Annotated in this window: 22 protein-coding genes and 1 pseudogene; 4 read left to right on the forward strand and 19 right to left on the reverse strand. The window is 67.1% G+C overall.

Annotated elements, in window-relative coordinates:
* Nucleotides 1-14: 14 nt before the first annotated feature.
* From LRS03_RS11870 to acpS, 4 genes are read right to left on the reverse strand one after another with little or no spacing between them, the layout of a single operon-like run.
* Nucleotides 15-1,784: a serine aminopeptidase domain-containing protein gene (locus tag LRS03_RS11870; protein ID WP_257825622.1), complete on the reverse strand. Its 1,770-nt coding sequence runs from the start codon at nt 1,782-1,784 to the stop codon at nt 15-17.
* 58 nt (nt 1,785-1,842) lie between these two features.
* Nucleotides 1,843-4,383 (reverse strand): glycoside hydrolase family 2 protein, encoded by a 2,541-nt coding sequence (locus LRS03_RS11875; RefSeq protein ID WP_257825623.1) that lies wholly within the window; start codon nt 4,381-4,383, stop codon nt 1,843-1,845.
* Between the two features lie 8 nt (nt 4,384-4,391).
* Nucleotides 4,392-4,649 (reverse strand): acyl carrier protein, encoded by a 258-nt coding sequence (locus LRS03_RS11880; RefSeq protein ID WP_257825624.1) that lies wholly within the window; start codon nt 4,647-4,649, stop codon nt 4,392-4,394.
* A gap of 7 nt (nt 4,650-4,656) precedes the next feature.
* Nucleotides 4,657-5,109, reverse strand: a complete 453-nt coding sequence (acpS, locus tag LRS03_RS11885) for a holo-ACP synthase (RefSeq protein ID WP_257825625.1) — start codon at nt 5,107-5,109, stop codon at nt 4,657-4,659.
* Between the two features lie 222 nt (nt 5,110-5,331).
* Between acpS and LRS03_RS11890 the strand changes: the two genes are divergently transcribed.
* The 4 genes and pseudogenes from LRS03_RS11890 to LRS03_RS27050 all read left to right on the forward strand — a co-directional run bounded on the left by LRS03_RS11890 (nt 5,332) and on the right by LRS03_RS27050 (nt 8,385).
* The gene (locus LRS03_RS11890) at nt 5,332-6,501 is read left to right on the forward strand and encodes an acyl-CoA dehydrogenase family protein (RefSeq protein ID WP_257825626.1); all 1,170 of its coding nucleotides are present in this window, start codon (nt 5,332-5,334) and stop codon (nt 6,499-6,501) included.
* Nucleotides 6,501-7,403, forward strand: a complete 903-nt coding sequence (locus LRS03_RS11895; protein WP_257825627.1) for an amino acid--[acyl-carrier-protein] ligase — start codon at nt 6,501-6,503, stop codon at nt 7,401-7,403. Before LRS03_RS11890 ends, LRS03_RS11895 begins: the two co-directional genes overlap by 1 nt.
* A gap of 77 nt (nt 7,404-7,480) precedes the next feature.
* Nucleotides 7,481-7,875: pseudogene (locus LRS03_RS27045) on the forward strand (DUF1839 family protein); the annotation flags it as partial.
* A 93-nt stretch (nt 7,876-7,968) separates the two neighbouring features.
* Nucleotides 7,969-8,385 carry a hypothetical protein gene (locus LRS03_RS27050; protein WP_489739926.1) on the forward strand — a complete coding sequence of 139 codons (417 nt, stop codon included), beginning with the start codon at nt 7,969-7,971 and terminating at the stop codon, nt 8,383-8,385.
* Here the strand turns inward: LRS03_RS27050 and LRS03_RS11905 are convergent.
* From LRS03_RS11905 to LRS03_RS11975, 15 genes are all read right to left on the reverse strand, one after another.
* On the reverse strand, nt 8,382-9,539 hold the full coding sequence (locus LRS03_RS11905; protein ID WP_257825628.1) for an SGNH/GDSL hydrolase family protein: 1,158 nt from the start codon (nt 9,537-9,539) through the stop codon (nt 8,382-8,384). The two genes, LRS03_RS27050 and LRS03_RS11905, sit on opposite strands and share 4 nt — an antisense overlap.
* 63 nt (nt 9,540-9,602) lie before the next feature.
* The gene (locus LRS03_RS11910; protein ID WP_257825629.1) at nt 9,603-11,432 is read right to left on the reverse strand and encodes a carbamoyltransferase family protein; all 1,830 of its coding nucleotides are present in this window, start codon (nt 11,430-11,432) and stop codon (nt 9,603-9,605) included.
* A gap of 7 nt (nt 11,433-11,439) precedes the next feature.
* A complete protein-coding gene (locus LRS03_RS11915) occupies nt 11,440-11,589 on the reverse strand; it encodes a DUF5989 family protein (protein WP_257825630.1) in 150 nt (49 codons plus the stop codon).
* Nucleotides 11,590-11,605: 16 nt separating this feature from the next.
* Nucleotides 11,606-12,025 (reverse strand): SxtJ family membrane protein, encoded by a 420-nt coding sequence (locus LRS03_RS11920; protein ID WP_257825631.1) that lies wholly within the window; start codon nt 12,023-12,025, stop codon nt 11,606-11,608.
* 186 nt (nt 12,026-12,211) lie between these two features.
* On the reverse strand, nt 12,212-13,195 hold the full coding sequence (locus tag LRS03_RS11925) for a glycosyltransferase family 2 protein (protein WP_257825632.1): 984 nt from the start codon (nt 13,193-13,195) through the stop codon (nt 12,212-12,214).
* Complete coding sequence (locus LRS03_RS11930) at nt 13,192-14,058, reverse strand: polysaccharide deacetylase family protein (RefSeq protein WP_257825633.1); 867 nt, start codon at nt 14,056-14,058, stop codon at nt 13,192-13,194. Before LRS03_RS11930 ends, LRS03_RS11925 begins: the two co-directional genes overlap by 4 nt.
* Nucleotides 14,055-14,912 (reverse strand): WecB/TagA/CpsF family glycosyltransferase, encoded by an 858-nt coding sequence (locus LRS03_RS11935; RefSeq protein ID WP_257825634.1) that lies wholly within the window; start codon nt 14,910-14,912, stop codon nt 14,055-14,057. The genes LRS03_RS11930 and LRS03_RS11935 overlap by 4 nt, the downstream gene beginning before the upstream one ends.
* Nucleotides 14,909-15,172, reverse strand: coding sequence for an AMP-binding enzyme (locus LRS03_RS11940; protein ID WP_257825635.1), 264 nt, complete (start codon nt 15,170-15,172; stop codon nt 14,909-14,911). Before LRS03_RS11940 ends, LRS03_RS11935 begins: the two co-directional genes overlap by 4 nt.
* 10 nt (nt 15,173-15,182) lie before the next feature.
* Complete coding sequence (locus tag LRS03_RS11945) at nt 15,183-15,479, reverse strand: AMP-binding protein (RefSeq protein ID WP_257825636.1); 297 nt, start codon at nt 15,477-15,479, stop codon at nt 15,183-15,185.
* A complete protein-coding gene (locus LRS03_RS11950) occupies nt 15,449-16,516 on the reverse strand; it encodes an AMP-binding protein (protein ID WP_257825637.1) in 1,068 nt (355 codons plus the stop codon). Before LRS03_RS11950 ends, LRS03_RS11945 begins: the two co-directional genes overlap by 31 nt.
* Nucleotides 16,516-16,767, reverse strand: a complete 252-nt coding sequence (locus tag LRS03_RS11955; protein WP_257825638.1) for a hypothetical protein — start codon at nt 16,765-16,767, stop codon at nt 16,516-16,518. Before LRS03_RS11955 ends, LRS03_RS11950 begins: the two co-directional genes overlap by 1 nt.
* 31 nt (nt 16,768-16,798) lie before the next feature.
* A complete protein-coding gene (locus LRS03_RS11960; protein WP_257825639.1) occupies nt 16,799-17,662 on the reverse strand; it encodes a diiron oxygenase in 864 nt (287 codons plus the stop codon).
* Nucleotides 17,663-17,743: 81 nt separating this feature from the next.
* On the reverse strand, nt 17,744-18,868 hold the full coding sequence (locus LRS03_RS11965; protein ID WP_257825640.1) for a hypothetical protein: 1,125 nt from the start codon (nt 18,866-18,868) through the stop codon (nt 17,744-17,746).
* The gene (locus LRS03_RS11970) at nt 18,837-19,871 is read right to left on the reverse strand and encodes a glycosyltransferase family 2 protein (protein ID WP_257825641.1); all 1,035 of its coding nucleotides are present in this window, start codon (nt 19,869-19,871) and stop codon (nt 18,837-18,839) included. The genes LRS03_RS11965 and LRS03_RS11970 overlap by 32 nt, the downstream gene beginning before the upstream one ends.
* Nucleotides 19,868-20,857, reverse strand: coding sequence for a glycosyltransferase family 2 protein (locus tag LRS03_RS11975; RefSeq protein ID WP_257825642.1), 990 nt, complete (start codon nt 20,855-20,857; stop codon nt 19,868-19,870). Before LRS03_RS11975 ends, LRS03_RS11970 begins: the two co-directional genes overlap by 4 nt.
* Between the last annotated feature and the right edge of the window lie 16 nt (nt 20,858-20,873).

A 20,873-nucleotide genomic window follows, 5' to 3' on the forward strand; every position in this document is an offset into this window, starting at 1 on the left:
ACGACCCGGCGCGCTCATGCGGCGCGGGAGATGGGCGCCAGCCGGTCGAGCAGCGCCACCAGTCGCTCCCGCGCTTCGAGTCGGGTGAAGGTGTGGTCGGCGTCGGACACGAAATCGAGCGAGGCGAGCTGGCGCTCTATCAGCCGGTCGATCGCGCTGCCGCCCTGCTTGCGCAGCAGGTCGTAGCCGGGCGCGTGGGCCGCGAAAACGAAGCGCAGGCGGATGCCTTGCCGCACCGCCTGCGCCAGCTCGCCGGCCAGATCGTCGCGCAGCGGGATGCGCAGCCGGCGCGCCAGCCGCAGCAGGTACGGTTCGACGTGCCCCCAGGTGCGGCGCAAGCCGACCTGCACGATGACGCGGGCGTCGAGCTGACCGCGCAGCAGCTTCAGCCACGGCTCGCGCGTGAACACCTTGTCGCGGTAGCGCGAGGCCAGCTCACCCAGCTCGTAGTCCTTCACGTCGCGCAGCGTGTCGCCGTCGTGCCAAAAATAGGTGAGCGGGTTGATCACCGTCGACGACGCGACCGGCTGCCCCGCCACCGCAGCCTTGAAGGCATGGTAGCCACCGGAGCACAGGCCCAGCAGGTGGCATTCGCCGGCGCCCTTGGTGCCGCGCAGGTAGGCCAGTGCGTCGCTCACGTCCTGCATCGCATGGGCAGAGTAGACGACGTTCTCCGGCGCGCCGGGGCGGGCTGCGCTGTCCCCCACGCCCGAGAGATCGATGCGCAACACCGTCACGCCACGTGCGGCCCACTGCCGCGCCAGCCGCGTCCACAGGCGGTTGGGGCCGATGTGGTGGACGGCGCCCGAGTTGAGCATCAGCACCGCCGGCCGGCCGGGCTGCAGGGCCGCATCGGTGGGCTCGGTGAGGACGCCGAAGAGCGGTGTCGCGTCGCGGGTCGGTACCTGCACCGGCCGCTCCTGCACCGCAGCGGCCGGCAGCGACAGCACCTGCTCGACAGGAAGCGGCCGTGGGGTGACGGGTTGCAGCGCCAGTGCCTCGTCCCAGCGCCGCAGGTGCTGCACCACGCCTTCGATCATGCGTTGCGGTGTCACCGTCCGCTGCGGATCCTCCATCATCTTGGCGTAGCCGGGCAGGCGCTCGATCTGCACCTCGGCCCCCAGCGCCTTGAGCGGGGTCTGCCAGTCGAGGCCATCGTCGATGTCGTCGCGCGGAACGATCAATACGCGTGGGGCGGGTGCGCGCTCCAGTCGGCGGAGGTCGAGTTGGGAGAGATGCTCTTCCGTCGCACGCGCCATCACGAACCCGGCCGACTCCAGCACATCGGCCCGCGAGGCCACGGCCGTGCCACCGCCTTGCCCCAGCATCGTCAGCTCACGGATGTAGCCACGCCCGCGCACCACCGGCGCGAGGGCCACGAGCCCGGCCACGTCGTCGCGACCGGCGCCTGCCAGCGCCGCCAGCGTGGCGCCGAGGCGCACGCCGAGCAGCACCACCTGCTGCACGCCAGCGGCCGCCTTGAGGGTGTCGATCGCGGCGTTCACACCCGCCAGCCAGCGGGCCGGCACGTCGGGTGCGAACTCGTCGCCTTCGGAATCGCCGCAACCGGCGTGGTCGAAGCGCAGGCTTGGCCAGCCGGCGCCGCTGAACGCCATCGCGAACTGGCGCAGGCTGCGATGGGCACACACCTCTTCGAAGCCGAAGGGGTTGCACACCACCACCCCGAGGCCGCGGTGCGCTTCGGGGCTGGGCAGGTGCAGCCAGCCGAAGAGCCTGTTGCCTTCGGGCCCGAAGTAGAAGGGTTGCGCCGGCAAAGCGCTCATTGGACGACCCTCCGCGCACAGCGCTCCGGGATTCGCGCTTGGGAGCGGCCCGGCGCGCTCATGCCGGCACCACGATGGCGACCGGCCGGCTCGCGTTCAGCGCCCACACCCAGCCCTTCAGCGGTCGGCCGCTGGGCGCATCCACCCGCTGCAAGGCGAGCGAACGGGTGGTGCCGGGTGCGAGGTGGAAATCGTTGTCGACCGGCAGGTGCTCGTCGAGCTGCACATGCACATGCTGCGCGCAATGCGTGGTCGTGACGACGAGCTGGTCGGTGGCCGGCTCATAGCGGGCGCTGAGGCCGAGGTCGTCGCGCACCTGTTGCAGCGGGCCGGCGGGAAGGTGGAAGGCCTCGCTGAGGACCTGACCCCCGGGCGCCTTCAGCTGCGCATGGACCAGCGTCACCGGCGGAGGCCCGAAGCCGTAGGCATAGGACACGTCGGTGAAGCCGGCCAAGTGTTCGGCCAGGTCGAGGCTCGTGCTGCCGCGAGACGCCACCGACACCGGCAGGGTGGCCTCGTCGACCAGGACCTCGCCGTTGCCATAGAGGCGCAAGCACAACTCACCCAGGATCGGCGCGGCGCTTTCGTTGAGCAGATGCACCGCGACCCCGTTCACCCCTTCGTCGCTGAAGAGCACCGCCACCGGCTGCAGCACACGGCGCAGGGCGTAAAAACAGGCTTTTGGCAGGCCGCGGTCGTCGACCAGGCCCCAGCCGGCCCCGGCCCAGAGATCGCGCAGAAACCAGACCAGCGCGCCCCCGCAGCGCGAGCCGGGGCGCCGCCATTCGGCGAAGGCCGCCGCCATCGCCTCGCCCGTCACCACGCGGCTGAGGGCGAGGTACCGATCGTGGTCGACCGAGCGCAACTTCACGGGGTCGACCTTCCACAGGGCGGCGAGGTAATGGTCGCGCACGTCTTCGAAGTCCCAGCCGGCGCTCAGGTCGCGCGGCGTGCGCTCCTTCCACACCGGGTGGTGCACCCGCAGGCTCAGGCCGCCGGGCATGCGCGCCACGGTGCGCTCGTCGGGCACGTTGGCGAACGCCAGGCACTCGGTGGCAAAACTCAGGTCGGACCGGCGTGCATCGTCGAGCGGGCGCAGGTACGCGCCCACGCCGTAGTACGACGCGGTGCCGCGATTCGCCTGGTGCGGAAACGCGCCGCCGTGTGTGCTGGAGGGCCAGTAGGGCACCCCCGGCAGCGCGGCTTCGACCGCTTGCCGCAAGGTGGTGTGGAACAAGGCCGGCGCCCACGACTCGCGAGAGGCACCCCACATCGCGGCCTGCTGCTCCACCTCGCTGTTGCCGCACACGACGGCGACACAGGCCCGCCCCCGCCAGCGCGCCGTCTGCTGCGCCGCTTCGGCGCGCACGCTGTCGGCGAAGGTCGCGTCCTGCTGGGGGTAGTCCATGTTGGCGAACATGAACTCCTGCCACACCAGCATGCCGAGCGCGTCGCAGGCGTCGAAGAAGGCCTCGCCCTCGTACACCATGGTGCCGCCCACCCGCAGCATGTTCATGCCGGCGTCGCGGGCCTGCTGCACGGTGGCATGCAGGGCATCGGCACTCGCCAGCAGGCTCACGGGATCGAGCGGCGTCCAGCAGGCGCCGCGGCAGAACACCTGCACGCCATTGACCCGCAGCTCGAAGCGGCCGCCATCGGTGTCGGCCTCGATGCGCCGAAAGCCGAAGGGCCGCAGCGCCTGCACCACCGGCTGCAACGCATCACGCCGATGGACGATGAGCCGCGCCTGGTGAAGCACCGGTTCGCCGTGCGTGTGCGGCCACCACAGCGCCGGCCGTTCGACCACGAGCGTGCCCTCGCAATGCTCGCCGTGAAGGGTGAGCGGCACGCGCCAGGCGTCCTGGCCCTGCCGCACTTCCAGCTCGACGCGTTCGATCTGCGCGGTGGCGGCGGGTGTCAAGACACAGTCGACGCGCACGAGGCCACGGCCTTCGGCGTCGACGGTTGCATGCAGTTGTGGTCTGAGCGGGGCTACGGGATCGCGCCGCTCCCACCAGACGGCGCCCGTCGGCCCCACGGGGGCGGCCGGAGGCGACCACCCCGGCGTGCGCCCGAGCAAGGTGGTGCGGTGCCAGCGCAATTGCTGGTGCGGCAGCATCGGCACGCGCCACCGGGGCCGCGGCCGTTTCGCCGCCAGCAGCGCGTCGAGCGACTGGAAGTGGATGACCAGCTGGTTCTCGCCTGCGGCCAGATGCGGTGTCACCTCGCACTCGTGCGCCAGGAACATGTTGTCGCTGCGCAGGATCGGCTGACCGTTGAGCCAGACCTCGGCCACGGTGGCCAGGCCATCGAAGCCCAGCCAGAAGCGCTCACCGGCGGCCAGCGGTGGCGGCGTGAAGCTCGTCCGGTACCACCAGTCCTCGGCATCGAAACGGCGGGGCGGCCCGTCGAGCGACCAGCGGCCGGCCTCGCGCAGCATCGCGGCCGCGGTGCCGGGCGACGAGGAGGCAAGCCACTCGCCGGGATCGAGGCTGTCGAGTTGTGCGGGAGAGGTGCAGCGCCCCGGCGCGGTGGCGCAGATGTGCCACACCCCGCCCAGCACTACCCGTTGTGGGCCGTCCTGGGCGATGGGTGTCATTTCACGAATCAGGCGTGGGTGAGTTCGGCCACGGCGTCACGGATCGACGCCACGCTGGTGAAGACGCTGCGCTTGAGCATGTGGTCGGCGAACTCGATGTCGAACGCACCTTCGAGCGCCAGCATCACGTTGACGCTGGCGTGGGAGGTCATGCCGGCTTGGTAGAGATCGGTCGTCAGGTCGATCTGGTCCAGAGGTTTGCTGAGGCGTGCGTGGTCTCGCAGCACCTCCCGGATCTTTTCTTCTATCTCTTCAGCCGTGTTCATGGAAACCTCAGGAAAAATGCTTGGAATCGGCGCCGGGCGCCAGCAACGCCGTCACCACCGCGGCCGCGAAATCGCCGTCGTGGCTCAGGCTAAGTGCGATCTCGCTGACCCCCAGACGCTGCGCCTCGGCGGCAGCCCGGCCATGCAGGGCAAGGCGGCACGCTCCGCTGGGCAATTTCTGGACCTCGATGTCGCGCCAGCCCACGCCGAGTTCGGCCAGGTCGAACGCCTTGATGGCCGCTTCCTTGGCCGCGAAGCGTGCGGCCAGACGCTCGGCGGCCTGACCCTCGCCGGACTGGGCGTAGGCGATTTCGTCGTCGCTGAAGAGGCGTTGTGCGAAACGCGGACCAAACCGCTCGATGGATTCGCTGACGCGCCGGATGTCGACCACGTCGAGCCCCACACGCAGGCGCGCCGAGGCGGGCGGGGCGATGTGCAGCTGATCGATGGCGTGTGACATGGCGCGCGTGTGAATGGGTGCAAGGGCTAGCATGGGCGATCCTGCCTCGCGATGAAATCCCCTTCATGGAGGGGGCCATCGATGAAGCACCCAAGTTCTAGGGAGGTGTGGACTCGTGCACGCACGATTTACCGATGGCATCCGCATCTGCGGGATGCGCCAGGCCAAAACGCAGCGCTATCCTTGCCCGGTTGCCGCAGCCCATGGCACCACACGCCCTTCATGACCGCTCCGATTCCCAGCTTCGACACCCTGCTGAACTCAATCCGCGAGGTCACCACCACCGTGGCAGCACGGCATGCGAACGAGGTCGATGCGCAGGCGCGCTTCCCGTCGGAGACCATTGCTGCACTGCGTGATGCAGGGCTGCTGAGTGCACCCGTCCAGCAGGCCTTCGGCGGCGCCGGTTGCTCGATGCTGCAACTCGCCCAGCTGTGCGCGACGCTCGCGCAAGGCTGCGGCGCCAGCGGCATGGTGCTTGCCATGCACTACATCCAGGTGGCCTGCCTCGTCCGCCATGGAGCCGATGACGCCTTCTTCGCCGAATACCTTCGCGATCTGGTCAAGTACCAGCCGCTGCTCGCCTCGATGACGTCCGAGGTGGGCACCTTTGGCGACACCCGATCGAGCGTGTGCGCCGTCGAACGACAGGGCGCGCGCTTCGTGCTCAACAAGGACGCGACCACTGGCTCGTATTGCGCCCACGCCGACGCCATCCTCGTCACCAGCCGGCGCGATGCGCAGGCGCCCGCGAGCGACCAGGTGCTGGTTCTCGTGAAGCGCGAAGACTCCACCCTCACCCAGACCACCTCGTGGGACACGCTCGGCATGCGGGGCACCTGCAGCCCCGGCTTCCGGCTCGAATCGTCGGCACCCGTCGAGCAGATCGTGCCCGGCGCGTTCGGCGACATCGCCGCCCAGACCATGGTGCCGTACTCGCACATCCTCTGGTCGGCGCTGTGGTGGGGCATCGCGGCCGATGCCGTGAACCGCGCGGCCGCCTACGTTCGCGGTGAAGCGCGCAAAAATCCCGGCACCGTGCCGCCGACGGCTATGCGCCTAGCCGAGGTGTCGGCGCAGTTGCAGGGCATGCGCCAGCAATGGCAAGCGTCTGCGCAGGCTTTCGATCAGGCGAGCGAGCAGGAGCTGCTCGACATGGCCTGGGCCCTGCGGCTCAACAACCTCAAGATCGCCTGCTCGGACGCGGCACCGCAGATCGTTCACCGCGCCCTGCAGATCGTCGGTGTGCTCGGCTACAAGAACGACTCGCCGTTCTCGCTCGGCCGCCACTACCGCGATGTGCTTTCGGCGTCTCTGATGATCTCGAACGAACGCATTGCGGCCAAGAGCGCGTCGATGCTGCTCGTTCACAAAGACACGCTGGGCATTTGATGTACGACATCGACACCTTCTACCAAGGCCTGGTCGAACACGGCCTCATCCTGCCCACCGGCATCCGCGGCGGCTATGGCCGCGGGCCGGTGTTTGAGAAGATCCTGCGCGGCTTCAACGAACTCGTCTCGCACACCGCGGCCGACGACGGCGCCGAGGAGCTGATGTTCCCGCCCATCGTGGCGCGGCAGCTGATCGAGAAGGTCGGCTACATGAACAGCTTCCCGCAGCTCGCCGGCTCGGTGCACAGCTTCTTCGGCAACGAGACCCAGGCCCGAGAGATCACCGCACGCACGCAGGCCGGCGAACGCTGGGAGGACCTGCTCGACATCACCGAGGTGATGCTCACCCCGGCGGCCTGCTACCCCGTCTACCCGATCTTCAGCGGCCTGCTGCCGCAGGGCGGGCGCCTCGTCACCGTGCTCAACTGGGTCTATCGCCACGAGCCGTCGGACGAGCCGACCCGGCTGCAATCGTTCCGCATGCGCGAGTTCATCCGCGTCGCCAGTTCGGACGAGGTGGTGCAGTGGCGCAACGACTGGCTCCAGCGCTCGCTGAACCTGCTGCAAGGGCTCGGGCTCGATGCCCGCAGCGACATCGCCTCCGACCCCTTCTTCGGCCGTGCCGGCAAGATGATGGCGGCCAACCAAGTCGACCAGAAGCTCAAGTTCGAGATCCTCGTACCCGTGATCTCCGAAGAGAAGCCGACCGCAATCTGCTCCTTCAACTGGCACCAGGACCACTTCTCCGGCAAGTTCGGCATCCGCAACGCCGACGACACGCTGGCCAGCACCGCCTGCCTCGGCTTCGGGCTGGAGCGTGTGACGCTGGCGCTCATCAAGACACACGGCTTCGACCCCTCGCACTGGCCCGAGGCGGTGCGGCAGCAACTGTCGCTGTGAACGCGCCGCGTGCCTGCGCCCTGCCCGGCCTGTCGCCCGAGGCCTATGTGCGCCACAGCCTGCACGGCGACGAGCGGGTGTGGGTCGAGAAGAACTGCTACGCCGATGTCTGGATCGAGCTGCTGCACTGCTTGAAGCTGGAGCCGATTGCGCTGATGCCCTTCACGCTGACCGCCGATTTCGAAGGCGACCACTGGACCTTCTTCAAGCCGCCCTTGCCAGACCTTCAGCGGCTCTACGGGATCGACGTGCAGGAGCCAACGTGTGGCGCCCGCTGATCGAGCACGCGGCCGAGCACCTGGCGGCCGGCAAGCTGCTCAGCACCGAGGCCGACGCCTTCTGGCTGCCCGACACCGCTGGCACCGACTACCACCAGCAGCACGTGAAAACGACCATCGTGCTCAACGATCTCGACGTGGCGGGTGAACGGCTCGGCTACTTCCACAACGCCGGCTATTACCGGTTGGAGGGCGAAGACTTCCGGCAACTCTTTCAGCCTCGCGAACTGCCGCTCTATGCCGAACTGGTGCGGTTCGATCGGCTGCAGCGACGTACCCCCGACGCGATGGCCGAGGTGTCATGGCAATTGCTGCAGGAGCATTTCGCCTGGCGCCCGGCGAGCAACCCGGTCGAACGCTTCGCCGGACGTTTTGCCAGTGACCTGCCGCAGCTGCACGAACGCGGCCTCGCGCACTACCACGCATGGGCCTTCACGACGGTGCGCCAGCTGGGCGCTGCCTTCGAGCTGGCGGCCGCCTGCCTGCGCTGGCTGCAGCCTTACCGGCCCGAAGCGCCGCTGTCCGCGGCGGCTGAGCAGTTCGACGTGATCGCGCAGGAGAGCAAGGCACTGATCCTGAAAGGTGCCCGCGTGGTCAACGCGCGCCGCACCTTTGACGCCAGGCAGGCCTTGGCGCCGACGGCCGAGGCCTGGGCGCAGGGCATGGCCCTGCTGGCGCCGGCCCTCGCCCGATCTGAACCTTAAGGCTTCTTCAGCGACGCCAGCACCGCCTCGGCGATCACCTTGTGGCCGAGCGAGGTCGGGTGGCCGTCGGACGTGGGCGGGTAGATCTGCACGTGCTGGCGCACCTGCTCTTCCATCGCCGCAGTCGGATCCACGTAGGCGATGCCCTTGGCTTGGAAGGCCTGCAGCAGCTCCGTCTTGTTGGCCTCTTCCAGATCGCACAGCTTCAGGTGCGCCGGCGGCAGGTTGGCCTTGGTCGACTTGAGGTAGGCGCAGTAGACGCGCTCGCGTGTCGGGATCAGCACCACGCGCAGCGGGATGCCCTGCTTGTCGGCCTCGTCCTTGATCGCGGCGAAGGCGCGCTTGGTGATCTCCATGCCCTCTCGCATGGTGGGCTGCGTCTGGTCTTGCGCCGAAGCGCGCTGCTGTGCCGTGAACACGGTCTTGATGTCGGGCGCGGCCGGGTCGGACCAGCTCATGCGCTCGTCGGGCGTCATCTTGTCGGCGAGCTTCTTCTGCTCGGCCACCGCGAAGGGCGCGAGCACCGTGGTGCGCAGCAGGCCGTAGAGCACGCTGTGGCGCGAGAGCCAGTCGCGCAACGCACCACCGCGCTTGGTCGGCTTGGGCGCGGCTTCGCTCGGTGCCACGGCGGGTGCGGCCGCAGGCGCGGAAGCTGCACCGCTCGGTCTCCAGGAGGCCCAGTTCGGCAGGTTCTGCGGCAGCATGGCGGCGTCGATGAAGTCGTTGCCGAAATAGAAGCTCACCAGCAGCTGCTTGGGCTTGAACTGCTTGGCCTGGTGGCCGGCTAGGTGCAGGTACTGCAGCGGGCCGTAGCCGCCCAGGCCCATGTTGTAGACGCTGTCGCCGCTCAAGACGGCCAGCTGCTGCGGCCAGGCCCCGTCACGCGGCGCACCAGAGCCGTAGGTCATCGAGTCGCCGATGGCGACGATGTTGGCCTGCGCCGGCACCGAACGATTGCGAAAGCCCAGTTCGTCGTGCCCGCCCGCACCGGGTGCGAGCTTGTGGCCGAGATACGCATCGGCCACCGGGTCGACGTTGAGGAAGTCGGCCGCATCGACCACGAGGCGCGAGGCGCCTTCGGCGAGCAGCACCGACACGGCAATCGCCACCACGGCAAGTCCGGCGGACTGCAGCTTGCTTTTAAGAGAACTCATCTTCGCCCCGCTCTCCAAATGAAAAAAGGCGGCCGCACGGGCCGCCCCTGTTCGCTTCGACGCTCAGTCGAGTTCGAAGGCCGTTTCGTAGTTCTGCTTCAGAGACGGGTCCTGCTGCTCCTTGCGCAGGTAGCAGTTGCCGACCGCGAGCACGTCGAGTTCGGTGCCCATGAAGCAGCGGAAGGCGTCTTCCGGCGTGCCGACGATGGGCTCGCCGCGCACGTTGAAGCTGGTGTTGACCAGCACCGGGCAGCCCGTCTTGCGCTCGAAGGCCGACAGCAGCGCGTGGTAGCGCGGATTGACGTCCTTCTCGACGGTCTGGATGCGCGCCGAGTAGTCGACGTGCGTCACGGCCGGGATGTCGGAGCGCGGCACGTTGAGCTTGTCGATGCCAAAGAGCTTCTGCTGCTCAGGCGTCATTTCCAGCCGGCGCGACTTGACCACGTCGGCCACCATCAGCATGTAGGGGCTGTCGCCATCGAGCTCGAACCACTCGGCCACCTTCTCGCGCAGCACCGAAGGTGCGAACGGGCGGAAGGACTCGCGATACTTGACCTTGAGGTTGAGCGTCTTCTGCATCGAGGGCGAACGCGGGTCGCCGATGATGGAGCGGTTGCCGAGCGCCCGCGGGCCGAACTCCATGCGGCCCTGGAACCAGCCCATGGCCTTGCCTTCGGCGAGGTCGGCGGCCGAGGTTTCGAGCAGCGCCTCGTCGGAGAGGGTCTCGAACTTCGCACCGGCCGCCTTCAGGCGGGCTTCGATGTCGGCCTGGTCGAACTGCGGGCCCAGGTAGGAGCCGCGCATCTTGTCGCCGTCGACGGTGCGCGGCTGGTCGAGCTGCATGTGGTAGCCCACGAGCGCAGCACCAAGCGCGCCACCCGCGTCACCGGCCGCCGGCTGCACGTAGACGTTCTTGAACTTTGCGTCGCGCAGCACCTTGCCGTTGGCCACGCAGTTGAGCGCCACGCCGCCGGCGAGGCACAGGTTGTCGATGCCGGTCTCTTCACGCAGCGAGCGGGTGAGCCTGAGCACGATGTCTTCGGTCACGGCCTGCAGCGAGGCCGCCAGGTCCATGTGGTGCTGCGTCAGCGGTTCGCTGGCCTTGCGCGGCGGGCCACCGAACACCTTGGCGAACTTGTCGTTCGTCATCGTGAGGCCGGTGGCGTAGTTGAAGTAGCTCATGTCCATGCGGAACGAGCCGTCGGGCTTGACGTCGATCAGGTGCTTGTAGATGAGGTCGACATACTTGGGCACGCCGTACGGCGCGAGGCCCATGACCTTGTACTCACCCGAGTTCACCTTGAAGCCGGTGTAGTACGTCATCGCCGAATACAGCAGTCCGAGCGAGTGCGGGAAGTGGATTTCCTTGCGCACCTCCAGCTGGTGGCCACGGCCGATGGCCACCGAGGTGGTGGCCCATTCGCCCACGCCGTCCATCGTGAGCACCACCGCCTCTTCGAAGGGCGACGGGAAAAACGCGCTGGCCGCGTGGCTCAGGTGGTGCTCGCTGAAGAGCAACTCGCCGTTCCACTTCTTGGCGGTGTCGATCTTCTGGAAGGCCTTTTGCAGCAAGTCCTTCAGGAAGAGCTTCTCGCGCAGCCACAGCGGGATCGACATGCGGAACGACTTGAAACCATGGGGCGCAAAAGCGAGGTAGGTTTCCAGCAGCCGCTCGAACTTCAGGAAGGGCTTGTCGTAGAAGACGACACGGTCGACGCCTTCCAGGCCCACCCCGGCGCGCTTCAGGCAGTAGTCGATCGCGTGGGTGGGGAAGTTCGCGTCGTGCTTCTTGCGCGTGAAACGTTCTTCCTGTGCCGCGGCCACGATGACGCCGTCTTCCACCAGCGCAGCGGCGCTGTCGTGGTAGTAGGCAGATATCCCGAGAATGCGCATCGTCGGCTCAGAACAGGGTGTAGATGAACGGTGCGACGGCCGAGCCCTTGGCCAGCACGATCAGCATGCCCAGGAGCGCCATCATCAGGAAGATCGGCCACAGCCACACCTTCTTGCGGGCACGCATGAAAGCCCACAGTTCCTTGATCATCGACATTGCGTGCTCCCGGTATTCAGAATTGGTTGGTCATGGATTGCGGCGGCGGGCCAGGAGGCTCACGGTCGATCCAGTACGACTTGGCGTTAGGGTCGGCCTTCAGGCGCAACGGGTCCTTGCCCGCCATGCGCATCACGAGCCCGATGGGCGTGAAGACCAGGTAGAAGAGGATGCCCAGCGCGACGGGGCTCACGATCTTGGCCAGCAGCAGGCCGAACTTCATCCACAGCCGGTTCGGCACCGCGAGGATGCTCGGCATGACCACGGCGACCGCAGCGAACGCACCGGCAACACCCACCGACCACCAGCGGATCGCACCCGAATGCAGCAAAGGCCAGGCAGCAATGATGAGGAACACCACCGCAAACACGATGCCAAACGAGCGATCGGAAGAGCCTTCGACCTCGTCTTCGCGGGTCAGGTCTTCATGGGACATGCAAGCACTCCTGGTGGTCTGTTTTGAGCGCAGCGAGTGTATCCCGCAGCCTCTGAAAAGCTGATTGCAGCGCGGGTCGAAACGAGGGGGTTCCCCCCGAATAGAGGCCCGAGCCGCATGCGATAAATCACGCATCGCCGCAGTGCGCCGGAGGTGCTTCCCGCACCACCTTGCACCGCTTTCGAACTACTTGTATTCGATCAACCGGGCCGTCTGGCCCGACAGTCGCAGGCGCAGGAACTTGAGTTGCCCCGCCACTTCGGCGAACTTGCCGAGCACCATGAAAAAGGCGCGTGCGGCACGGCCACGCGTCGAGCCGGCCGATGCGACATAGACGCGCAGCATCTGCACCGGGTAGAGCAGCAGCAACGCCAGCAGCCACGGGCTCACCACGATCGCCCCCAGCACGGCCACGAGCGGGATCACGAGGCCCCAGATCCAGGTGCGGCGCGACTCGACCACACGGTGCCGCTCGGGCGGCTTGCCATGCATGTGCGCACCTTCGGCGAAGGTGTAGCCGGCGCGCATGGAGCGCTTCCACCACTGGCTGAAATGAAACATTGCCGCATCGTGCAAGGTCATCTCGGCGGCCAGGCGCCAGACCTTCCAGCCCTTGGCGCGCATGCGCACGCACAACTCGGGCTCTTCGCCGGCGATCAGCTTGGGGTTGTAGCCGTCGACTGCCACGAGCGCGGCGGCGCGGATCATCACGTCGCCACCACAAGCCTTGGTCTGACCGGCGGCGGCGGAGCCCCATTCCTGGTCGCACAGCAAGTTGTAGATGGAGCGCTCGGGGTAACGCTCGCGGCGGCGGCCGCAGACGGCGGCCACGTCGGTGTGGCTCTTCAGGAACTCTTGCGCCGTCGAGAGCCAGGCCGGATCGACCGCGCAATCGCCGTCGACGAATTGGACGAACTCGATGTGCGGCGCCAGTTCGAGCACATGGCGCCAGCCGGCGTTGCGCGCGAGGGCGGCGGTGAAGACGACGTCCTTCGGCAACACGACCACGTGCACGCCTTTGGCCTGCGCCATCGCGACCGAGTCGTCGGTGGAGCCAGAGTCGACATAGACCACGACTTCCGCGGTGCCGACAACCGAAGTCAGGCAGGCCCGCAGGCGCTCGCCTTCGTTGCGCCCGATGGCGACAACTGCAACACCCGGAAGGCTCATGACTGCGCCTGCTCGGCAGCCGCCGGGCGTTGCAGTTTCCAGAGCGTGTCGTCGACAAGCTTCCAGCCGTCCATGCCGCCTCGGCACAGCAGCTTGAACATCCACAGCGCGTCGCCGCCCTCCACCTTCACGCGCGGCAGGCGCGCGAGAGGCGCTCCCCGACGCAGGATGCCGTGCTGGGCGATGAAGATGCTGTCGTAGCCGCACTCGGAGAGCACGCGCGCCGTGGTCTCGCTCTCGTCGGTGCGCATGCCGAAGGGGTAGGCGAACGATCGCACCGGCACGCCGACGTGCTGCTCCAGCAGCGCCTTCGAGCGGCTGCCTTCTTCGCGGATCTCGTCGGTCGTGAGCTTGGCGATCGAGCGGTGCATGTGCGCATGCGAGCCGATCGTGAGGCCTGCCTTCGACAGTTTGGCCACCTCGTCCCAAGTGAGGTAAGGCTCGCCCGAGATGCTGGTCGTGCCGACGAAGCTGGTCGTCACGTAGGCCACCGCCGGAATGGCGTGACGCTGCAGGATGGGCGTGGCGATGTTCAGCCAGCTGCTGAATCCATCGTCCATGGTGACCAGCACCGAGCCATTGGGCAGATCGATCTCGCCGCGCGCGAAACGCTCCACCTGCTCCAGCGACACCGCGAGCTTGTGCTCGGCCAGCCAGCGCATCTGCTCTTCGAAAGCTGCGGCGCTCACGCACCACGGGTCACGCACCGCATCGCCGAAGCGGTGGTAGGTGATCACGCGGATGGTCGTCGTGCCACGGCCGGCCAGGCGACGCAGCGCGAGGGAGCCACTGATGAAACTGCCCAGCACCATCGCGGTCCGGGCAGTCTTTTTGACGATCCAGCGAAGCGTGGAGATGGTCATGGATGTCGTTTGCGGTCGTGGCGCTTGTCGTGGCGGAGAAGCCAGCTGCGCACGATGCGACCGAGGAATTTCGGATTACCGATCAGGTAACGGCCCGCCTTGTGCGGCTGGCGGCTCAGCAGGTGCAGCCACTCGTAACCCAACTTGCGCACCCACTTCGGCGCCCGCACCAGGTCACCCACCCAGTAATCGAAGAGCCCCCCGGTCGCCAGGCACAGTGGCACGGTCAGCTGGTCGAGGTGATCGTGGATCCACTGCTCCTGCTTGGGGTTGCCCATGCCGACGAGCATCAGGTCGGCGCCCGAGGCGTTGATCTTCTCGATCACCTTGGCGTGGTCGTCCGGGCCGAGGTAGCCGGTGTGATAACCCGCGAGCGTCCAGCCGGGGAACATCTCCTGCGCACGCTTGGCGGCGATGGCGATGCGCTCCGGCGTATTGCCGAGCAGGAAGTAGCGCAGGCCCTGGTTGGCCCAGCGCGAGAACATCAGCGGCACGAGGTCGGTGCCGTTGACGTTGTCCTTGAGGGTCACGCCGTGCAGGATGCGCGAGGCCCAACGCACGCCGGTACCGTCGCCGAACACACGGTCGGCCGACTGCAGCACGTGGCGGTAGGCGGGGTTGTCGCAGGCATTGTTGAGCGTGTGCGCGTTGACGAAGTAGACCGAGTGCGCACGGCGCGGCTGCTCGTAGAGCATGTTCTGCAAGAGGCCGAGCGCATGCTCCATGGTCACGTCGGTCACCGGCACCCCAAGCACCGGCAGGATGCTGCTCTCGGCCGGCGGCGGTGCCGGCACGAAGACCGGCGACAGCGCACCGGGCACTGTGGCGATGTCGTTGGGGCTCATCGGGTTCATGCGATGGCAGCCGGTTGCGCGAGCGAGGCCAGCAGGGCCTTGCGGTCGACCTTGCCGTTCGCGTTGAGAGGGAATTCGGAGACGAGGCGCAGCTCGCTCGGGTGCATGTACGGCGGCAGGCGCGAGATCACACGCTGGCGGATGGCATCGGTATCGGCACTGTCCGCCCCGAGGAAGCCGACGATGCCGTCAGCACCGCTCGCATTCACCGGCCAGCCGATGGCGATGGCCACATCGACGCCGGCCTCTTGGCGCATCACCGCTTCGATCTCACCGAAGCTCCACGCGGTAGCCCTGGATCTTGATCTGGTTGTCGATGCGGCCGAAGTAGACAAGCGGCTGCCCAGGTTGCGGGCGGCGCACACGGTCGCCCGTGCGGTAGTACACCTCGCTCTGGCCCGGCGGCACGACGAAGGCAGCGGCCGTGCGGTCGGCATCCTTGTAGTAGCCAAGCGTGAGCTGCGGGCCAGTCATCAGCAGTTCGCCGGCTTCACCGACCGGCACTTCGCGCAGCTGCTCGTCGGCCACCAGCACCTTCATGCCGGGATAGGGTTCACCGATCGGCACGACACCCATCTCGGCTTGTGCGGGAGATGTCTCGTTGTTCCAGCGGTAGAGCGTGCAGGCGATCGTGAAGCTCCAGTCGGGCCGTAGAGGTTTTCGAGGATCGATTGCGGCGCGGCCTCGGCCCACTTCTGCACGATTTCGACCGGCAGCGCTTCGCCGCAGAAGAGGCTGAAGCGCAGGCCCGGGTACTTGCCCGGCTTGAGCATCTTGAGCTTGCCCATCAGCACCGCGGTCGACGGCACCGAGAACCACATGGTGATGCCGCAGTCGGTGATGTATTTCCCCGGGAACATCTTCTGGCCGTTCGTCGGCGCACAAAGGCAGGCGCCGCGCTCCCAGCAGACGAACATGTCGTGCACCGAGAGGTCGAAGGTCAGGTCGAAGGTCTGCGAGAAGCGGTCGTGCTCGGTGACGGCGTAGCGCTCGACCATCGCATCGACATACGGGACCGCGTTGCGGTGCGCCACCATCACGCCCTTGGGCTGGCCAGTGCTGCCCGAGGTGAAAAGCAGGTAGGCGATGCCGTTGGGGTCGACCGGGCCCTCGGCCCAGCCGTTGCTGTCGGCGAGGTCGGCCTTGCCGAGGAAACGATGCTGCGGCCACACGGCAGCCAGTTCGCTCACGTCGTCGTGGTCGGGCAAGAGCAGCACCAGCGGACGCTCCACGCCTTGCAGCACTTCGGCCAGTTGAGTCGCGCCATGGGCGTCGACGATCAGGCTCTGGCATTCCGAGCGGATCAGCATGCCGCGCGTGCGGTCGGTGGGGAAGCCGGGGTTGAGCGGCACATAGCCGTGGCCACGGAAGAGGCCGCCGAGCACGCCCGCATAAGCCGTGATCGATCGGTGTGCGAAGACGGCCGTCAACGCAGGCTCGCCAGCCGGCGCATGCTTCTGCAGCGTCTGCGCCAGCGAGGCCGCACGTGCACGCAGCTCGCGGTAGCTCAGCACCACCCCGTCGAGCTGCAGCGCCGGCCGATCGCCGTGCTGTGCTGCCGACTTGAGGAAGCCGCTGCGGAGGCTGCGCGCGTCGTGGGGCATCAGGCCACCTGGGTGAAGAACGCCGTGTACAGCGTGTTGATGCTGGTGAAGACCGCGGGCTCGATGTCGTCGGTGTCGATGTCTTCGCCGCGCAGGCTCTCGATGAAGAGCACGAATTCGACGATGTCGAGCGAGGACAGGATGCCCTCTTCGAGGATCTTGGTGTCGTCGCCGAAGTTCGCCTTGCCCGGGGCCTTGGAGTGCTTGACGATCCAGTCGCGCAGCTTGGCCCTGATCTCTTGTTCTTGCATGTGCTTGGGGTCTGTTGGGTGGCCCCGGCGCTCAGAGCGCAGGCTCCTCGGCCAGCAGGCCGGTCTTGATGAAGTAGTTGACGACCTTGGACGACGCGCGCTTGCGGAACTCGGCGCACACCGGGTGGCTCATCGCCATCTGGCGCAACTCGTACGAGTCGGCGAGGCCCGCATCCCGGTACATCGTCGGGTTGTAGTAGTCGCCCCAGGAGGCGCGCAGGTAGTCGCCCAGCCACTGGCGAAAGCCGGCCAGCGTCTCGGCCGACCATCCAGGCGCGAACTTGTTGAAGAGCTCCGCGAGCTGCACGCGGCCAAAGGCCAGGTGACGGGCTTCGTCGATGTGGTGGACCTTGTTGACCTCGCGCACCAGCGGATCGCAGCGCTCGTCCTTCTCGATGGCGAGATTGTAGAAATCGCCCAGTTCCTCGACGACCATCACCTTGCAGTAGAAGGCGACCTCTTCCTCGCCCTTGGCGTATTCGCGGGGCAGGATGATTTTCTTCTCGGGGTACACCTTGCCGACGTAGCGGTTGCAGAACTCGCCGAACATCACCATGTGCTTGTTTTCTTCGTCGACGAAGTGATGCAGGTATTCGTTGACGGACGTGCTGTTGCCCTTGGCGTACAGGCGGTCGACCAGGCCGGCCACCAGCGGGCGCTCGCCCTGCAGGACTAGGCTGAAGAAGTTGCCGAGCTCATACAGGCTCAGGCGCTTGCGCTGCTCCTCGGTGAGCGCGTCCCAGGCCGGTGTGCCATAGAGCGAGATCAGTTCGGGCGGCATGTACCAGGCGTTGGCGTCCAGCGCCTCGGGCCATTCGAAGAAGTTGTAGACATCCCAGAGCTTCTTGCGCGAGGCCTTGGTCAGGCGAACGGCCAGCTCAGATGCGGTTTCCATGTCAGCGTCCCTGGTAACAAAATTTGAGCCGAAAGTATCGGCACGAAGTCAAGTCAAAAGCAATCCCGCGAAGCCGGGACGCTACAGGGCCATCGGCCCGTGGCCGTCCATATTTGTCAGGTGCAGGCCTTTTGACACTTCTGTGAAGGGTTCCAGCGCTTCCTGAAGCTGGGGCGACATCGCAAACAACCGTTTGTCGGGCAGCACGGCATAGCCGTTTTGCGCAAAGCCCTTGGCCCAATCAGGGTGAGCCTGGTTGGAGACGACGATGTCCACACCCTTTGTCACCAAATGCCGGGTCGCGGCATGCACCACCTCACCGGCCTGGGACGGCAGCGCCAGCGTGTCGACGATGGAGCCCACGTGCAGGTCACCGAAACGGTGCTCACCTTTCATGTGCGTGTCCATCACCAGCGCCCAGCCGATGACCTGTCCGTCGCGCTCCACCTTGAGGCGGGTGACGGGCGGCCAGGCGCCTTCAGGGGCCAGGGCGTTCATCGAAGCGGCGTCGCGCACGGCAATCGCCCTGTAGCTGCTCTTGCAGCGCTCCCACAAAGCATCGGCCCAGGGTCCGAAGTTGGGCACTTCCATGGCGGTGGCTTTGAATCCGCCGCCCTTGGCTTTCAGCTTGAGGCCGAAATGAAGCGCCTTGAGGCCCAGCCAGCCAAGGCCGGTCCAGGCACCGAGGTCCAGCAGCAAACGGCGGGCCGCGGTTTGCCGCAGCAGGGCATTGAGCCGCAGGAAACGGAAGGGTTTCACCACCAGCAGGCAGAACGGCGTGGGGTGCAGGAGCCAGTTCATCTTGCGCAGCATCTGCACTACTGGCTGGTCGTCGCCGCCGTGGCCCCAGCTGTAGAGCAGCGGGCGCTTCTTCAGCATGTCGCGGATCATGCGCAGGCCCAGCATGCCGTGCCGCGTGTCGATCACACCTTCGGAGAACGGGCCCTGCCAGTCGGTCACGACCTGGACCTGGCCGTTGATCAGCCAGTCCTGCGGCTTGAGGGCGAAGCAGCCGCGCACCGCTTCACCGTCTTCCACCGCCAGGTGGTACTCGCGCCACACGTTCTGGCCGTCGCGCGGGGGAATCCAGTCGGGCACGGGGTCGACATAGAAGCTCCAGCCGGAACCGCCGGCGCGCATGCGCTCGTTGAAGGCCTGGACGGCTTCGCGCCACTCAGCGCTGTGGGGAACGATCTGGATGGCCATGGTCGGGAGACGGCGAAACGGCTGCATTGAAGGGCAGGCCGCGATGAAACAGGGCGGAATGGCGCAGGAAGTCGCCGAGGAAGTGCGGAGGGTACTCGCCCGATTTGCGCTGCACGACACTGCGCAGCCGGTAGGTCAGGAAGGCAAGCACCCACAGGAGGTCGGTCGCCGCCGCATAGAACCAGCCGTGGTTCTTGACCCAGTAGCGGCGGCGCGACTCGAACCAGTACGCCGGCCGCCGGTTCTTGGCCGCATGGTGGCCGCTGACCTGCGTGCTCTGGCCGACGAGGTGCAGCACCACGCTTTGCGGCACGTGCCAGGTCTGCCAGCCGGCACGGCGGGCGGCGAGGCAGAAATCGGTTTCCTCGAAGTAGAGGAAGTAGCCCTCGTCCATCAGGCCGATGGTCTGGAAGACCTCACGGCGCACCAGCAGGCTGGCGCCGGGCAGCCAGTCGGCCTCGGCCGGCTGGTCACCCATCAGGCGCAGTCCGGCCCGGTTCTTCATCAGCCGGGCGACCAGGCTCAGGCGCAGGCCGCCGGCGAGTTCGCTCCAGATGCTCGGAAAATGGAAGGCGTAGGGCCAGGCTTCGCCGCTTTCGAGCAGGAAACGGCTGCCGGCGATGCCCGCCTTCGGGTGAGCATCGAGGAAGTCAACCAGGGCGCGCAGGGCACCAGGCTTGATGCGGGTGTCGGGGTTGAGCAGCCAGTAGTAGGCGGGGCCGTTGGTGTCGTTCAACGTCCGCCGCACGGCGAAGTTGTTGCCGTACGAGAAGCCGCCGTTGACCGGCGCTGGCAGCAGTTGCGCCCACGATGACCAGCCTTCGGCGGCGATGGCTTTCGCGATCACCTCGGTCGAGTCATCGCCCGAGCGGTTGTCGACCACGGTGACGACGGTGCCCGGCACCGCCGCCACCTCGTCGACCAGCGATCGCAGGCAATCGACCGCCAGCCGGCCGGTCTTGTAGTTGACGATGACGACCTGCACCCGCGCAGGCGAGGTCATGGCTCCACTCGCCGCAACTGCAGCGGACCCGGCTCGCCCTTGACGACTGCGCTGTGGCGCACGAAGTCGCCAATGAAATGCGGGGCATGCCGATTCGGCCTGCGGCGCAGGGCATCGAGCAGGCGCCCGATCGGGTAAGCCAGCACGACGCCGATGTCGGCCAGCGCCGCATACAGGCGCCCGTGGTGCAGCACGAAGTAGCGCCGGCGCGAGTCGAACCAGTAGCCCGGCACCCGCTTCTTCGGCGCATTGCGCACCGTCACGCCACTCGATTGGCCGACGAGGTGCACGATGCGCGACTGCGGCACATGCCACACCTCCCAACCGGCCAGCTTGGCGCGGCGGGTGTAGTCGGTCTCTTCAAAGTAGAGGAAGTAGGTCTCGTCCATCAGACCGATCTGCTCGATCACGCCCTTGCGGATCAGCATGTAGGCCCCCGACACCCAGTCGACAGGCACCGGCTGCTGCGGGATGCCGACACGCGTCAGGCGTTTGGCGAACAGGCGATCGAGCACGCCGATACCCAGGTAGCCCAGCACCTCGTTCACCGCGTTCGGGAAACGGAAGCAGCACATCTGCGGTGTCGCATCGAGGTCTTCGCTGCGGCCACCGGCGATGCCGACCTTCGGGTGCTCGACCATGAAATCGAGCAGCGTGCGCAGCGCACCCGGCCGCACGATCGTGTCGGGGTTGAGCAGCAGCACGTAGTCGGCGTCCTGCGACTGGCGGATCGCGATGTTGTTGCCGGCGGCAAAGCCGTTGTTACCGGGCGCACGAATGAGCGTGGCCCACGCATCCCAGCCGTTGTCGGCAATCGCCTGGGCCACGCGGTCGGCCGCCCCATCGGGCGAGGCGTTGTCGACCACGATGACACGCATGCCCGGCACCGACGGCAACTCCGGCTCGATCGAACGCAGGCAGTCGATGGTGAGATCGGCACCCTTGTAGGCGACGATCGAGATGACGACGCGTGGCGTCGCGCTCACTGGACGACCCTCCGCG

The sequence above is a fragment of the Rhizobacter sp. J219 genome, from assembly GCF_024700055.1.
Classification (GTDB): Bacteria; Pseudomonadota; Gammaproteobacteria; order Burkholderiales; family Burkholderiaceae_C; genus Rhizobacter.